Below are 14,598 nucleotides of genomic sequence, written 5' to 3'. Positions count from 1 at the left end.
GTGAGAGGAGATAGGCAAGGCAGACGCAGCCCATGGGCGGTGGCGCGGGCTCGTCGCAGCAGGCAACGACGCGGCCGTGAGTCGGACTGTTCGTTGAAGGAACCGCTGGTATGCGGCCCCGGCGTCTGGCGCCGAACACAAACAATACCCCCATAAAAGAGGTATTGTCAAAAAGATGTCGGTCGGCTTGCTCGATGCCCAGAATCAGCCTGTCAACCTGCGCAAATACCATGTCCCCCTGAGCTTTACGGGATGGTTTCGGTGGCGGTCGGCCAATTGATGCCGCAGGTCAGCAGTCCTAACCCGTCGGACATCCGAGGAGTCAATTCTCAGACCAGCGGCGCGACCTCGCCTGTCTGGCGCCTCCGGATGAAATACGCTGGTGGTGTGTACATCCCGTGCGCAGTATTCCGCCGCACACCGCTCGAACGGGCGGACCAGGATCTTGCCTGGCATCGTGATGACCAATGGTTCTTCGCGGCTGGTGCTTGCCACATCCTGGCCTACGCCTTCCTCGAAACCCGCTTACCCCGATTCAGTGCGAAAGGCTTGTGGCCGGCCGAGGCCGCCGATCCCGGTCACGTCTACGCCAGCGACGGGACGTGGGCCTTCGACCACTGCGGCTGGACCCTCGAACGCGAACTGCTCGAAGTCTCGCGCGCGGTTGAACCTACGGCTAACTATCAGTCTCGCGCCATTCGAATGGGGCTCGATGAGCTCTGCGCCAGGCACTGGCACCGCACCCGCGCCGAATTCCTCCACGATCCTTGGCCGCGCGCCCGCGCCTATATCGCACTCGTGGACAGCAGTTGCCAGGACACGCGTAAGGCCGGTCAGCAACTTTGACGTGGGCGGTACTGCGCACTACCACGCAGCGTACGAGAATTCGCGATATTTGAATGTGCGAGCCTGCCAGTCAGCGCCTGAGCATCCAAATACGTTGTCAGCAGCTCATCGATCACTCAGGAGGCGGTGCTGCGGAAAGCGTCTTGTGCCCGGCGGAGTGCGTCCCAATTGCGCGTTCACCTGAGCGCTCGGCCATCACTTCTCGTTGTTATAGTCGGCTGACTCGTCGAGCCGAAGCTACCGTGGCCCTGGCGACTTCCTCCAATGGATTGTTATTTGCATCACATCATGTGGGGGAAGTCTGCGAGTCCACACAAATCGGGGACGTGTCGAGGCCGCACGTATGGCGCTATTTCGAAGGACGTGTGAGAGAGCTCGCGGTGTGGTCGGCACCCGGCTGTCGGATGTTGTCGAGCAATAGTGGAGCATGACCACCGAACTGATCTCTGACACAGCGGGTTTCGCCAACTCGGTCGATTTATCACTACCTGCGCAGGTCGTATGTGGTGAAGCGTTGGATGTCATGCGCCGCTTACCGCCAGCGGCTTTCGACGCGATCGTAACCGATCCTCCGTACTGCTCAGGTGGTACGTTCACCACCGATCGCACGTCGCGGTCTGCGGCCGAGAAGTACGTCAGTTCTGACTCGGTGCAAGGGCACATGATGCCGGATTTCGGCGGAGATCAGCGTGACCAGCGCAGTTTCACCTTGTGGTGCAGCTTCTGGTTGAGCGAGGCCCTTCGGGTGGTGCGCCCCGGCGGGACTGCACTCGTATTTACCGACTGGCGGCAATTGCCAGCCGTCAGCGATGCATTGCAGACGGCGGGCTGGCGATGGCGGGGGATCGTTGTGTGGGCAAAAACGAATGCTCGACCCCAACCGGGGTTCTGCAATCAAAGCGAGTACGTGCTCTGGGCGTCGCATGGGCAGCTCGACCGTGATCATAAGCCGCCGTATCTGCCCGGGGTTTTCACCATTGGTAGTCCGAAAGGGCGCGCTCGCAAACACATCACCGCCAAGCCGCTGACACTGATGCAGCAGTTGGTGCGGTCCACGACTGAGCGGGGACTGATTCTCGACCCATTTGCCGGAAGCGGCACCACAGGCGCGGCCGCCATCATGGAGGGGCGGAGATTCTTCGGAATCGAAGCTTCTTCTACATATGCCCGACTGGCAAGCGACGTTGTCGGCAAGGCGTTTGCAGAGTGAGGCGATGGGTTCCCGGCGGACCGTCGCCGGTCGCGACAAGGCGACCAGCATCACCGACGACCGCGTGCTCGTCGTGAGCAACACCGACGCCAACGCGAGCCTTCCCACCGTCATCGGCCTGTGACCAGCGAAACCGCCGCGACGATTCCCGCCGCGGCCCGACAGCATGCCATCCCGTTCAGCGAGGTCGATCTCATGTCGGGAGCGGCCGTCGTCACATCTACCGGCCCAAGATGATCTTCCGAGAATGGCTCACCGACCCGATCGGGACGGTGTCCACGCCGACCATGCGCCAGGTCTTCGCCGCGATGGTCAACTACATCGACGAGTGACCGATTCTCGTGGAAAGCTGACAACATGACCGACATGATCTCGGGGCTGATGCTGGGTCTCACCGAGGCCGAGCGCGCAGCGGCCGACCGCCTCGAACTCACCCTCGGAGTGGACCTGCTTCTGCAACACACCGATTCGGGGTGGGTGGCCTCGCTCATCGCCCCGGACGGCGAACGGCATTCCGCCGCCGGTGATGGCATCGGCCTGTTCCTGCTCGACGCCGCCGAGAAGTGGGCCTCTCCCGTCGTCTGAGCCACATCCTGACCCGGTAGCCGTAACGGCGAGGGAGCCCTGGAACCACACCAGGACTCCCTCCACACCGGGCCGCTGTCCCGGAAGGGGAACCGGACACCGACCTACGCGAAGCAGCTGACCGCGCTGCACGTCTGGCTGCTCGACCGGGACACCGATCCCGCCCTAGAGCTGCTGGTGACGCTGAGTATCCGCCGCGCCGAGGTGGACGAGGCGCTGGCCGCGGAGCTGCCGGTGCGGCTGGCTCGCCAGCGCCGCCACCAGGCCACCGCCACCCGCGCCTACGCCCGCGAGCTCGCCGCCGGGCTGCCGCCGGAGATCGCCGAGAAGTACCGGGCCCGGCTCGGCACCGCGCGGCTGACGGAACCGCGGCCGCGCGACGGGGAAGGGGTCTCGGGGTGACGGGCTCGCGGGCGGGCGACTACTCACGGATCCCGATCGCGTATCTCACTGCGCAGCTGGAGGATTCGCTGTTCCGCCACACCGATATCGTGGAAACCGATCCGCGGTTCGGCGGCCTGCTCGCCCACCTGCACGGGCTGTGGTTCGAGACGATCGCGAACCATCCCGATCCCGTCGGCGCGCTCATCCGCGAGGTCGAGGACAACGGCGGATTTCCCGACTTCGCCGCGCACCAGATCTTCGGCGACGAGGCCGGCGGCATCGACCTCCTCAGCCTGCTGATCTTCGTCAACATGCGCCGACCCCGGCACGGACGCGCCGCCGGGACCGGCGATCCGGCGGAGCAGCCGTAGGCCGCCGGTAACCCGTCGGTGCGGAATCGGTGCAGTGAGCCGCCTACAAAGCCACACATCTGAGCTTGTCGACTCCGTTGCACCCCGGGAGAATCGGAAGCCGTGAGCGAGACCTCCGACCAGGATGAACACATTCTTGAGCAGATGGGTCACCTGCACTCCGCGCACCAGCGTGGCGACAGCGACGCCGCTGCGGCAATCCACGGCCAGCTGGTCGACCGTTTCGGGATGGCGAGGATCGCCGAGGTGATGGCCGCTCGTGACGACCGCGAACGGCTGGGTGCCGAGGTCGACTTGTTGCGGCTGTTTGGGGCCGACGTCCTGTACGGCCGGACCGCCGGTCCGTCGGCACATCCGTAGGTCAGCGGAAGTCGGCTCGGCGGCTGGCCAGAGTGAATTGGGCTAGGCAGCCGTCTGCCGACCACCGCGATTCGAGTAACGGTTCCTTCAAGTGCGGCCAGCAGGCCGGTCAGTGATCCCACCGCCGCCAGAATGGGGTGACCTGGCTGTCGATCAGCGCGTCGCGGAGCGCGGCCGGGCGTTCGGTTTGGGAGCTGATCTATGGTCAGCCAGAGGAAGTCGAGGTGGCTTTCCTGGCTGGTTGGTTCACCGTCGACTTTCACGGTGAAGACCAGGTTCAGTTCGTGGTGGGTGGTGTCGGCCTCGGTGTATCCGTGTTCGACGACTCCGAGGAGTTCGCCGATGTCGGCGGTGGTGCCGAGTTCTTCGGCGAGTTCGCGCGTCAGGGCCTGTTCGACAGGTTCGCCTGGTTCGACGTGGCCACCGGGTAGGAAGGTGTAGTGCTTGCCGCGTTCTCGGGCCACCAGGATTCGGTCGCCGGAGCGGATGACCGCGCGTGCGATGAGTTCGGTTGTGGCGGCGCTCATTTGGTCCTTTTGTTGTCGGTGGCAGCTCGCCGCTGGTTCGTGACGAGCCGGTTAACCCATCGTGGTGCGCCACTTCAGAACCGGGGTTGTCATTGCTGCTTCGGCGATGACGTTGGCGGTGGCGGTTTTCAGGCGGTCCTTGGACCCGGTGATCCATTCGCTCATGAGGGTATTGCCGGCGGCTTGGTATTCGAGGGCCTGAATCAGGCACTCGAGGCGGTCGGCGTCGCGGGCGCAGACAGCTTCCGCAGTGGCCTGTGCTTCGAACTCTTCGACGGTGTCTCGAACGAGTACCTGCAACAGGTCGGGCAGGCCGGAGGTTTGGGTGACAGTGACGGCTTCGTGGTCGAGGTCGCCGAGGAAAGGCTTCGCGACCTGATTAAGGTCGCGAATCCTTGTTTCCTGGCTGTCGTGCCACAGTGCCAGGTGCGCGGCGCGGGCAGGGTCGCCCCCTTCGTATGCGGCGATCAGCGCCGCGAGTTGCGCTGTCCGGCAAGTATGTTTCGGCGACAGATTCGGGGTTTGTGACGCACGCATCCAGCCATCCTTTACGGGTTTCGCGTTTGAGTACGCCCAACTCGAAGGCGAACGCCGCGATCTCGCGGGCAGTGTCGTTGTCGAGCTGCTGATTGGCGTCCATGTTGGGTTCCTTTGTCGCGTCATCGTCGGAGGCGTAAAACGAGCCCACGTTATCGAGGTCCGGCAGGCAGGGGCACCGGAACTGGTCGCTGCCGTTTCATCCCGCCATGACCGACACCGACGTCAACACCGTCGTCGCGGCTGGCTGATGTGCTCAACTCTGCGACTACCTGACCGGTTCGCCGGCAGCGACGGCACGCACCAGCCCCGCCAGACGCTGTCCGGCATCCGGACGTCCCAGCTCCCGCGCGGCCTTGCCGAGCCGAGCGCGGGCGTCCGGGTCAGCGAGCAGCCCCGTAATGGCGGCGCCGACGGTCTCTCCGGTCACCTTGCCCGCCACCGTTATCGCTGCGCCGGATCGGTCGAGCAGCCGCGCCGCCCGCGCTTGCTCGCCACCCGCTGACGACGCCAACGGTATCAGCACCGCGGCCTTGCCTACGGCGGTCAGCTCGGCGAGCGTGCCCGCACCAGCGCGACACACCACCACCTCGGCCAGCGCCAATGCATCCGCCATTCCCGCCCCGTCGATGAAGTCGGTGACGTAGTAGCGGCCGACTAGCTCGTCAGGCAACGCGGATGCTGTGTGCTGCAACCCGGCAAGGTCCGCAGCACCGGCCTGGTGAATCACATTCGCCTGGCCCAGCAGCGACTTCAGCATGTCGGCGATGGCGGTGTTGATCTGGTGGGCGCCCTGCGCGCCGCCGGTGACCAGCACCGTCGGCAGCCTCCGGTCGAACCCACGCCCGAACCGGTCCAACGCCGCAGGTCCACTGCCGGCCAGCACCGATTCACGGATTGGGTTGCCGGTGACCACTGCGCGTGCGGCCGCCCGCGGCGGCAACACCGCGACGGTCGCTTCGGAGGTCACTGCCACTGCGGTCGCGGTTCGCGTCAATACCCGGTTCGCCAGGCCCAGCCCGACTGTCTGCTCATGCACCACTAACGGAATTCGCAGAACGCCAGCAGCCACACCGACTGGCACGGCCACATATCCGCCCGTGGTCAGTACGACATCCGGCGCGAACACGCGCAACCGGCGCACTGCCTGCACGACACCGATCGGCACCCGCCCCATGTCGACGGCATTGGCGTGGGTCAACATCCGCAGCGGGTTGCGGTCCCGACGCAGCTTTCCCACTGCTACCGCGGCGAAGTTGATATCGTCGGCGGCCGCGGTCCGCTGCTCGAGCGAGTCGGCCTGCCCGAACCACAGCACCTGAACCTGAACTGGATCTGCGCCAGCTCGCAGTTCCCGCGCAACAGAGAGCGCGGGGAAAACGTGCCCTCCGGTACCACCACCCGCTATCGCTACCCGCACGACGCCGCCTTCCATGATCGGGCTGTCTCAGCGCGCTCGAGTCTGCCACCAGGTAGGCCAGCGGCAGGACCTTCCACCAGCCCCCATGCGTCTGGCACTCTCGGGGTCTACGATGCGGATGCATTCTCAGTCGGTGAACACGCAGGTGAGCAGCGTCAGCCGATCGAGAAATCCGGCAGCACATCTCGTGTTCAGGGCCTCGATCGCTGCCCCGATGGAGCAGTCCAATACCCGGTACCCTCCTGCGGTGGTGCGGGAGCCGGGCGGGATGATGGCGCCGTAGGTGTCGTTGAGCATCACCGCGATGTCGAGCGTCGGCAGCAGCTTTGCCAGTGATTGCAGGATCGGCGCGAGTTCGGCGCAGGCAACATCGGCCGACAACGGAACGAGCACGTGTCGGCCGAACCCGGTGGTGCTCCGGTCGGTGATCACCTCTCCGCCGCATTCGTAGGTCCATCGCATCATCTGCCGCACGTCGGCGTCGATTCGCGGGAGGTCTTCTCCCTGTGGTCCATCGAAGTCGAGCGCCAGGAGCCGGGTCGTGCGGTTGCGGTAGACCGGGACTGCCGTGGGCGCGGTAGGTAGGTCGGTGGTCAGCGGGGCGCGGCGGGTGAGGCGGCCGCGGGAGTCGAACTGGCGCATTACCGGTGTGGCAGCGATCAGCGGTGCCAGCGCGGCCCATGTCTTGCGCGCGCAGGTCAGTGCGGCATCATCGGGCCCGATCTCGGCGTAGGCCGCGATCGGGTAGGTTCGGGCGGTCATCGCGCGGCCAGACGAAAGCCCTTCGGTGCGACCGCTTTCCGGCCCACCGAACTCGCCTCGGAAGACGCCGTCGAGGAAGCAGCTGTGCCCGTGGGGGTCGGTCCGGATCACCCCGTCGGGGTCTTCAGCGTTGAGGAAGCGCCAGTCGTCCTCGCGAGTGACCACGAACAGTGGCGTGCCGGTCGGGTGGCCGCGGCGTGCTCCGAGCTGGTAGCGGTCGAACTGCTCGGTAGTGAAGGTGATCACCGCGGGATCAGCCCCTGCGCGCATCTGGACGTAGCCATTTCCGCGTGCGACCTGCACATGCCGGGTTCCGGCTGGTGCCTCGCCGGCTTGACTGGCTGTGTGGAAGTCCTTGTCGGCAAAGCGCGGCGCTACCCGATGAGGGTCGGCGAAAAATGCTGCGGTGTAGGAGATCCCGGCATCCGCAGCGAGGGCCCGGCGGGCACGTTTGGCTTGGGCGTTGTTCCTGGGCATGGTCGACTCGTCATTCCGGCGGCGGACCCCACGCAATCCCCGCCTGATGCGCATGTCGACAGGCAGAAGTTGGCGCGACGGTCCCAGACCCTTCGGTCATCGGCGCCGCTCCCGGCGTGGGCGGGGCGGCTCAGATTCGTGCCAGCGCCTTGGCGGATCACATGGTAGACGCCGCACCGTGGTTCCGGGGGACCCAACGCGCTGCGGTCGCTCCGTTCTCAATGTGTCTGCGTGTTTGCGCTGGTGAGGAGGTCTCGGACGGCGCAGTGGTAGGCGGCGTGGACGAGGGGGATGGTGTCGGTGCGTATGCGTTTGTCGGTGCTGTGTTCGCCGATCTTGTCGACGTCGGAGCCCGCGGTGACCGGGATGCCGAGACCGGCGAGGTAGTTGCCGATGTTGCTGGGTCCGGCGATTTTCGCGGCGGTGTCGATGCCGAGGGCGGCGGTGGCGGCGAATAGGGCGGTGGCTGGCGCTGAGTGTGGGTGGGCGTAGGGCGGCCAGTGCTGGACGTGCTCGATGAGGGCGGGTTTGGTGTCGGGCCAGCGGCGATCAGTGTCGTCGACGATACGGCAGATCAATGTCTCGGCGGCGGCGTCGTCGAAGTCGGGGGTGGTGCGAATGTCGATGTTGACGCTGCACAGGTCCGGGGTGACGGAGTAGCCCTGCCCGCCACCGATTTCGGTGACGGTCAGCTTGCCCGGCGGGAACCCAGGGCTGCTGTTGGAAGGTAGTTCGACAGCGGAGAGGCGGGTAATGATCTCGGCGGCTTTGCCGATGGCGTTGGGTGTGGAGGTGCGGCCGCCGGCGTGACTGGCGACGCCGTGGACGTGCAGCCGCACCCGGTACACCGCGGCCGCCAACGACGATGTGGTGCAGGCCGGGGTAGCCGATCATCACCCCGCCGACGTCGGTGGCCGAGTCGAAATAGGTTGTGGCTCCGGCGAATCCGCCGGTGTGTTCGTCGAGGTCGAGTAGCAGGGTGAGGCTGCCGGTGAAGTGTTCGCGGTCGCGGTACAGGCGGTCGGCGAGGTGGCAGAAGATCGAAACCGCCGTTTTGCTGTCGGCCGAGCCGCGCCCCCAGAGCCATCCGTCGCGGATGACCGGGTCGGCGGGCGGATGGGCCCAGGCGTGCTCGTCGCCGAAGACGGCGGTGTCGAGGCGGGGGTATCAAAGACGCCGCATTCGCACTGCAGCGACTGGACAGCCTATGCCGCTGACGTCGCCACACGCTCCGGTCGTGCAGATCAGGCCGGGCCCCGACTGCCGGGTCTGTGTCCAGGTAGTGCAGGTGTCCGGTGGTCATGACGAAGAGGCGGGAGACGTCGCTGACCGCTAGTGGGGATAGGGGACGTGTTATTTGCCCTGTTCGCGGCTGGCCGTGGGCGACGTACTTTGCGCGTCGGTGTCGTCGGTGGCCGGTGGGTCGACGAATGCCAGGATTCCTGTGGCGAGGCCCACGCGGAGGGCGAGGCTGCGTTGTCGCGCGTGTGGGTGGTCGGCGAAGCCTCTGCAGATCGCGGCCCGTGGATGGTTGAGGGTGGAATGGCACACGATGTGGCCTTCGCGGTCCATCGCTTCGCGAATCATCTGTGCCAGGCGGCCTGGGTTCAAGTGCATCTTGTTGCCGGCGGCGAATATGCATGTGGTGCACTGCCTTGCGCAGATCCGGATCTCGCCGTCCGAGGCCACTGGTGGTGGGTGTTCCATTCGTTCGATGTTCTCTTTCTACGTTTCACACTGTGCGGCACAATGCCGACAGGGCAACTCTGACATTTCACTTTTCATTTGCAGCGCAAAGCTTTTCGATACACCGTCCGCCGATAGCATGTTGGACGATGGTCGCCTCAATGTGGATGTTCGGGACTCGAACTCCGCTGCCTCCGTTGCGCGCTACGCGGAGCGCTCGTCGAAGGACACCGAGGGCCGCGCCGCAGCAGGCTACTGATCGTGCGGCGCGGCCGCGGGGGGCCGGGCTGGTTTTCGGGCGACGATGCGTTGGGCCAGGTCGGTCAGGTCGTCGGCCCGCATCCCGGGGTAGCCGTGCAACAGGTTCTGCCACCGCTCGGGAACCGCGCTGGCGCCCCAGCGGGCACCGAGCAGGCCGCCGGCGATGGCAGCGGTGGTGTCGGTGTCGCGTCCGGCACGCACGGCCAGCTCGAGCGCACCGGGCAGGGTGTCGGAATGGGTGATAGCCCACCAGGCGGTTTGAAGGGCGTGTACGACCCACCCGTTCTTCGGGAAGTCCTTGCGGGGATTCCTGGAGGTTTCGGCCTGGTCGAGCAGAGGCGCCCAGTAGTCGGCATCGACGTAAGCGAGCGCCGCGCGCAGCCCGTCGTAGGTGCCGTGCAGGACCGCGTGCCGGATAGCCAGCGTCCACAGCGCGCACGCTTCCTCGGCGCGCTGGTCGGCGTGGGTGAGCGAGCTGACCAGCGCCGCCGCGACGGCGCAGGTGTCGGCGTCGTCGAGGTACACCAGCGCGACCGGCGCGGTCCGCATCAGGGACCCGTTGCCGCCCCGGCGGCCGGGGATCTTGGCGGCGCGGGCCCGCATCTGCCGGGCGGTGCGGCTGCGTTGGTTGAGGACCGCGCGGGTCTGGCCGCCGACGTCCTTGGGCCGAGAGTCGATCCAGGCGACGAACTGGGCCGCGACGGCGTCGAGACCGGCGGTTTCGTGCAGGGCGCCGGTGTCGGCGGCGGCGCGGGCGATCGCGATCGCCATGGAGGTGTCGTCGGTCCATTCGCCCGGCTCCCACCGGAACGCGCCTCCACCGATCATGTCGATCACGGTCTTCCGTGTGGGGAGAGAGAATTCGTAGCCTGCGCCGAGGGCATCGCCGGTGGCGGTGCCCAGAAGGACGCCTGCGGCGCGGTCGGCCTGATCGGCGGTCAGACCCATGGGCTCTTGATTCTGGCGCGCGGGTTCGCGCAGCCACCCCACCCAGCGCGCCAGGGTGCGCAGTGGGCATCCGAGCAGATCCAGGGAAATGCCCAGAGATCGAACGTTCGTCAGTATCGGGTTGATCAGTATAGGGCTCATCGTGGCCCCTTTCTGCTGGTACTGGTGGTGGATGATGGCGGCCGGGCGGCTGCGGTGGAACCTGATGACGCCGAGAGCTGGTCAGCCATTTGCGGCTCCTTGATGCTCGGTATCGGGTCGAGAAGGGAGAGTTGGGGATTCAGCGGTAGTGGCAGCTCGATGCGCAGAATGCGGCGAGCCGCTCTCGGAGACGTGGAGTGCGGGCGGTGGAGAACCGCTGGGGGCTCCTGCGCGAACGGGCGGTTGTGTTCTCTTGCTTTGTCGAATACGTGACAATACCCCCGTAATGTGGTTATTGTCAAGGTTGGTGCAAGAGAGTTCGCCGATGACTAGGGCAAATAGCATGTCCCCTAGGGTTTTCACTGCGCTGAAACGGCCATCGTGGATGGTCGGCTTTCGCCGGGACCGACCTGCTGAAGGTCGAGAAGTCGTCAGCGCCACGGACTGTAGGTGTTGATCAGCCGCTGACGGAAGGTGGAAATGATCACCGATCGGCGCGCGGACATGCGACCATCGTCAGCGTTCGATCCGTTGCCATCTTGGGGTTGGCCCCACCTGCATATCGGATGTTGGAGTCGCTGGCTGTTGACACGTCGTCGAACTGTTCGCTCGGGTGGCCGATCGGCTGAGAGGCTCTGTCTGGAATTTGGTGTCGTGCGAAACCTGTACTGTGCCATCCTCTCTCGGTGACCACTTTCGAGCCGACTGCGGCATTGACGACCTGCGAAAACGCGTTGCGTGAGTTGATGGCTTACGCGTACGGCACGAAGCACGGCGCCGCTTGGCTCGAGGTCGTCGCGACCGCGAAGCAGCGAAAGGATTGGGACAAGCGCGCGGCGAAGGCGGCAGAGCGGTGTAAGCGCGGGGTAGCCGAGGTGGACGAGCCGGGGCTGGCGTATTCGCACTTTTCCGATTTGCTCGAGATCGCGGGTGCGCATTGGGACGAGCTGGAGCCGGCGCTGGGTGCGCGGGATCGGATGTTTCAGTTGCTGGAGGTATTCGCTGAGCTGAGAAACGATGTAGCGCATGGTCGTACGCTGTTGGTCTTCGAGCGGGAGTTGTATTCCGGGATCGCCGGGAAGATACGAAATCAGGTGACGCTGTACATGAGCAGTCGTGACGAGTCCGGCCAGTACTACCCGCGGATCGAGTCCGTTATCGACAGTTTCGGTCATCGGCTCGTTGAGCAGCGCCCGCTGAACGGGGAGATGTTCGGTGGCTCGGTGACCGGCACGATCTTGCGGCCCGGTGATCGTGTGCTGTTCACGGCAACTGGCACCGATCCACACGACCGGCCGCTGCGGTGGGATCTGACCAGGATGAGCGCAGGCACCATGGAGGACTCCAAGGTCTCGGTCGACGGGAATCCGGTCGAACTGGAATGGATCGTCAGTGAGGGAGACGTCGGTGAGAGGAACGGCGTGCACATTCGCATGTATGCCGAGAAGTCGAAGTACAAGAAGTTCGCTGGGTTCGATCACCGCGCGTACTTCCAGTACATCGTGCGGCCGCCGCTGGACCACGACCCGGCGAGAGATGTCGAGTAGCGGGCTTCCTCGCGCCCGGCGGTCGCTGGGTAGTTCGTCGTGGCTGGCCGCAGCGAATATCCGGTGGCAAGGGTGGGGGTCGGGGTCGGAGGATTGTGCCGGTGTATGAGCGTCGTGTGCCCTACCGCGAGTTCTCGCGCGCGGTTCGGCGCTTCCATCGAGATCGGTTGCTGGACAAGGTCGCCGCCGCCAGTGCGGCGATTCAAGCCGGCCGTGTGGCTCGAGCGCGCCTGCCTATCCGTTCACCGGTGCAGCAGTTCACGTTGGCCGCGGTCGCGCGTACCGCGTTGGCCGAGTCGATGGTCTACCGGTCCGATGAACCGGTCACTGACCAAGACCTGACCAGGTTGTGCCACTTGGCGATCCAGGTAGACCACCCCGACATTCCTGACCATGGGATCTTGGCCGCGCCGGTGATGCGTCGGCTGCTCGGACGACTCAGCTACCAGCAGCAACTGTTCGTGCACGCCGAGCTGGAGGACATCACCCGGACCCTGGCGTTGTTCGACGACCACGATCCCGCACTGACCGACATGCCTACCGCCGCCCAATGGGAGCAGGCGCTGGGGGTGCCGCTGCCGACATACTTGACCTTGGCCTTCACCGCCTTCGTCGGAGTCGGTGTGCACGCCGGCCGATTCCCTCATGCGGCGATCGCCGCGGCCGCGCGCGTCGGCGCGTTCGGCGAGGGCGTCGATGCCCACACCGCCACGGCGGTCATCGACACACATTTCGCCGCCGACCGTGCCGAGCTCGAGCTGACCGCCAAGTCCGGTGAGACCGCACTGTTCGCGGGTGGTCGCCAGTTGTGGTTGTCGAACCCGCTGCTCGCCAATCCGATGGTCCGCCGGCCCGATGGGTATTCGGCGCCGATCGCTCCGTTCGTGCTGCACAAGATCACTCCTTTGGGCATGTACTTCACCGGCATCGGCGCCTTCGGTGACGGATTCCCGAAACTGGTGGGTGAGTCGTTCGAGAAGCTGGTCGGTCGGCATCTGCGGCTGCTCGAGTCGCAGGGCGCGCAGGTGTATCCCGAGGTTCGCTATGGGCACGAGAACAAGCTCACCTGCGATTGGCTGGTGGTGCTGCCGAAGCTGGTGCTGTTGGTGGAGGCCAAGGGGATGCGGTCGATCGAGCCCGCACGCCTCGGGGACGAGGACGGGTTGAAGACGCTGGCCTCCCGAGTGCAGAAGGCCCGCAACCAGATCGCCACCACGGCGAAGCTGATCGCCGGGCGGATCCCTGAGCTCGCCCACATTCCCGATGATCGGCCGATCCGCGGACTCGTCGTGACCTTGGAGCCGCTGCACCTCGTCGATACCTATGTCTATGAGGATCTGCTCGAGGCCACCGCGGTCGAGACTGCGACCGCCAGCGCACATAGCGTCGAGGAAATCTTGCCCACGGTGGCCCGGCTGCCCGACGGGCAGGCACGGTTGCTCGACGCGCTCACCGCGAAGCCGCCCACTCCGGTCGCGCTCGATCGTGCGGTCAAAGGCGTTGTCCTCGAGCGCAACCCGAACTCACTCAAGTTGTGGGACAATTGGCGCGCGGCAACGCCAGTCCCGATCGACTAACCGCGGTCGCGAGCACCTTGCCGACACCGAGCACGCGAGAAGTCGTCACCGCGCTCTTAGTCAATGCTCGATTCTTATTCAGCATTCGATGAATCGCGACGGCGCACTTTCTGAACGGCTGGGCGTGCCACGGCCGAATCACGCTGTCGGTAAGCCTGTTCGAGGTGGCTGAACAGGTTCAGGAAGTAGGTTCGTTGCGGTCGATCTGGTCGAGTTTTTCGGCGAGATCGGTCGCTGATCGTTCGACGATGTCGGGCAGTACCCGGAAAGCGGTGCTGGTTTGCTGATGCTCGACGCTGGCGAGTAGGCGTTGGCGGTCGTTGTCGTTGTCGGCGGCGCCGCTGCCGGTCACGAGATCGATGGCCATCTGGGCGATCTCGATGGCGCAGGCCCAGAATTCCAGCGCTTCGCGGACGGTGTCGGGGGCCAGATTGTGGCGTGGCCGGTCGTATTCCTGGCGGGCGAAGTCGAGGCAGTGCTGTAGGAGTTGCGAGTTCGCGCCTACGACCAGGGTGAGGTGCTGGGCGTAGAAGTCGCGCCAGGCCTGCGCGCGTGACACCATTCGGGGCTCGAGTTGCGAGCCGATATTGAGCTCGCTCGGTCCCGGATCGGCCTCGTAGAGAAGGCAGTTCGCGGTGCAGCCGTACAGGTTGTCGAGGTGCGGTTGAGCGGGGGTCGCGGCCATAAAGTACATAGTGCCGTCAGGCACCGACACGCGTTGGGGCTTGTCGCGGGCGATCGGGTCGGTTCAACTCCTCGAGCACATCGGCGAACCGGTCTTCCAAACTGCGCATGTGTCCTCCCCTTTCGAGCGAACCCCTGGATGGCGGCCAGCCTACGACGACGCACCGACATAGCTCTGGGAACGACCCGACCACCGTGTTTCGAACGGAGTTCCTACCCGGGGATCCCCGGCGTCCCAGGATCGAGGCGGGTCCTGGTGCCGCGGGATGCCTATC

The 14,598-nt window shown here is 65.4% G+C and carries 15 protein-coding genes and 2 pseudogenes; 8 read left to right on the top strand and 9 right to left on the bottom strand.

The features are described 5' to 3' along the window. Window positions 1-252: 252 nt before the first annotated feature. From NP3_RS23370 to NP3_RS50590, 6 genes are all read left to right on the top strand, one after another. A complete protein-coding gene (locus NP3_RS23370) occupies window positions 253-846 on the top strand; it encodes a hypothetical protein (protein WP_063043735.1) in 594 nt (197 codons plus the stop codon). 427 nt (window positions 847-1,273) lie between these two features. Then, window positions 1,274-2,056, top strand: a complete 783-nt coding sequence (locus tag NP3_RS23365) for a DNA-methyltransferase (protein WP_063824871.1) — start codon at window positions 1,274-1,276, stop codon at window positions 2,054-2,056. Window positions 2,057-2,413: 357 nt separating this feature from the next. Then, window positions 2,414-2,641: a hypothetical protein gene (locus tag NP3_RS23360; RefSeq protein WP_063043734.1), complete on the top strand. Its 228-nt coding sequence runs from the start codon at window positions 2,414-2,416 to the stop codon at window positions 2,639-2,641. Between the two features lie 177 nt (window positions 2,642-2,818). Further along, the gene (locus tag NP3_RS23355; RefSeq protein ID WP_063043733.1) at window positions 2,819-3,043 is read left to right on the top strand and encodes a hypothetical protein; all 225 of its coding nucleotides are present in this window, start codon (window positions 2,819-2,821) and stop codon (window positions 3,041-3,043) included. After that, window positions 3,040-3,396, top strand: a complete 357-nt coding sequence (locus tag NP3_RS23350) for a hypothetical protein (RefSeq protein WP_063043732.1) — start codon at window positions 3,040-3,042, stop codon at window positions 3,394-3,396. Before NP3_RS23355 ends, NP3_RS23350 begins: the two co-directional genes overlap by 4 nt. A gap of 102 nt (window positions 3,397-3,498) precedes the next feature. Then, the gene (locus NP3_RS50590) at window positions 3,499-3,756 is read left to right on the top strand and encodes a hypothetical protein (protein WP_063043731.1); all 258 of its coding nucleotides are present in this window, start codon (window positions 3,499-3,501) and stop codon (window positions 3,754-3,756) included. Between the two features lie 227 nt (window positions 3,757-3,983). Here the strand turns inward: NP3_RS50590 and NP3_RS50585 are convergent. From NP3_RS50585 to NP3_RS23310, 8 genes and pseudogenes are all read right to left on the bottom strand, one after another. Continuing rightward, window positions 3,984-4,283, bottom strand: a pseudogene (locus tag NP3_RS50585) (NUDIX domain-containing protein); the annotation flags it as partial. Window positions 4,284-4,334: 51 nt separating this feature from the next. Beyond that, complete coding sequence (locus NP3_RS23335) at window positions 4,335-4,820, bottom strand: HD domain-containing protein (RefSeq protein ID WP_218024921.1); 486 nt, start codon at window positions 4,818-4,820, stop codon at window positions 4,335-4,337. A 268-nt stretch (window positions 4,821-5,088) separates the two neighbouring features. Further along, a complete protein-coding gene (locus NP3_RS23330) occupies window positions 5,089-6,240 on the bottom strand; it encodes a UDP-N-acetylglucosamine--N-acetylmuramyl-(pentapeptide) pyrophosphoryl-undecaprenol N-acetylglucosamine transferase (RefSeq protein WP_245721080.1) in 1,152 nt (383 codons plus the stop codon). 126 nt (window positions 6,241-6,366) lie between these two features. Then, entirely contained in the window at window positions 6,367-7,479 is a 1,113-nt protein-coding gene (locus NP3_RS23325; protein ID WP_157124481.1) for a hypothetical protein, read from the bottom strand. Window positions 7,480-7,697: 218 nt separating this feature from the next. Next, window positions 7,698-8,339: a peptidase dimerization domain-containing protein gene (locus NP3_RS49915; protein ID WP_063043727.1), complete on the bottom strand. Its 642-nt coding sequence runs from the start codon at window positions 8,337-8,339 to the stop codon at window positions 7,698-7,700. Between the two features lie 37 nt (window positions 8,340-8,376). Beyond that, window positions 8,377-8,613, bottom strand: a pseudogene (locus tag NP3_RS51565) (M20/M25/M40 family metallo-hydrolase); the annotation flags it as partial. A 219-nt stretch (window positions 8,614-8,832) separates the two neighbouring features. Continuing rightward, window positions 8,833-9,168 (bottom strand): hypothetical protein, encoded by a 336-nt coding sequence (locus NP3_RS23315; RefSeq protein WP_063043726.1) that lies wholly within the window; start codon window positions 9,166-9,168, stop codon window positions 8,833-8,835. 249 nt (window positions 9,169-9,417) lie between these two features. Continuing rightward, window positions 9,418-10,374 (bottom strand): ADP-ribosylglycohydrolase family protein, encoded by a 957-nt coding sequence (locus NP3_RS23310; RefSeq protein ID WP_063043757.1) that lies wholly within the window; start codon window positions 10,372-10,374, stop codon window positions 9,418-9,420. A gap of 827 nt (window positions 10,375-11,201) precedes the next feature. Between NP3_RS23310 and NP3_RS23305 the strand changes: the two genes are divergently transcribed. Both NP3_RS23305 and NP3_RS23300 read left to right on the top strand, forming a co-directional pair. Next, window positions 11,202-12,062: a hypothetical protein gene (locus NP3_RS23305; RefSeq protein WP_063043725.1), complete on the top strand. Its 861-nt coding sequence runs from the start codon at window positions 11,202-11,204 to the stop codon at window positions 12,060-12,062. 101 nt (window positions 12,063-12,163) lie between these two features. Continuing rightward, window positions 12,164-13,639, top strand: a complete 1,476-nt coding sequence (locus NP3_RS23300; RefSeq protein WP_157124480.1) for an NERD domain-containing protein — start codon at window positions 12,164-12,166, stop codon at window positions 13,637-13,639. 178 nt (window positions 13,640-13,817) lie between these two features. On the opposite strand, the gene NP3_RS23295 is transcribed toward NP3_RS23300, so the two are convergent. Then, the gene (locus tag NP3_RS23295) at window positions 13,818-14,324 is read right to left on the bottom strand and encodes a hypothetical protein (protein ID WP_063043723.1); all 507 of its coding nucleotides are present in this window, start codon (window positions 14,322-14,324) and stop codon (window positions 13,818-13,820) included. Window positions 14,325-14,598: the final 274 nt, after the last annotated feature.

The sequence above is a fragment of the Nocardia pseudovaccinii NBRC 100343 genome (assembly GCF_001613225.1).
Classification (GTDB): Bacteria; Actinomycetota; Actinomycetes; order Mycobacteriales; family Mycobacteriaceae; genus Nocardia; species Nocardia pseudovaccinii.
The sequence above is the reverse complement of the archived record's forward strand: the minus strand, read 5'-3'. Positions and strand labels throughout refer to the sequence as shown.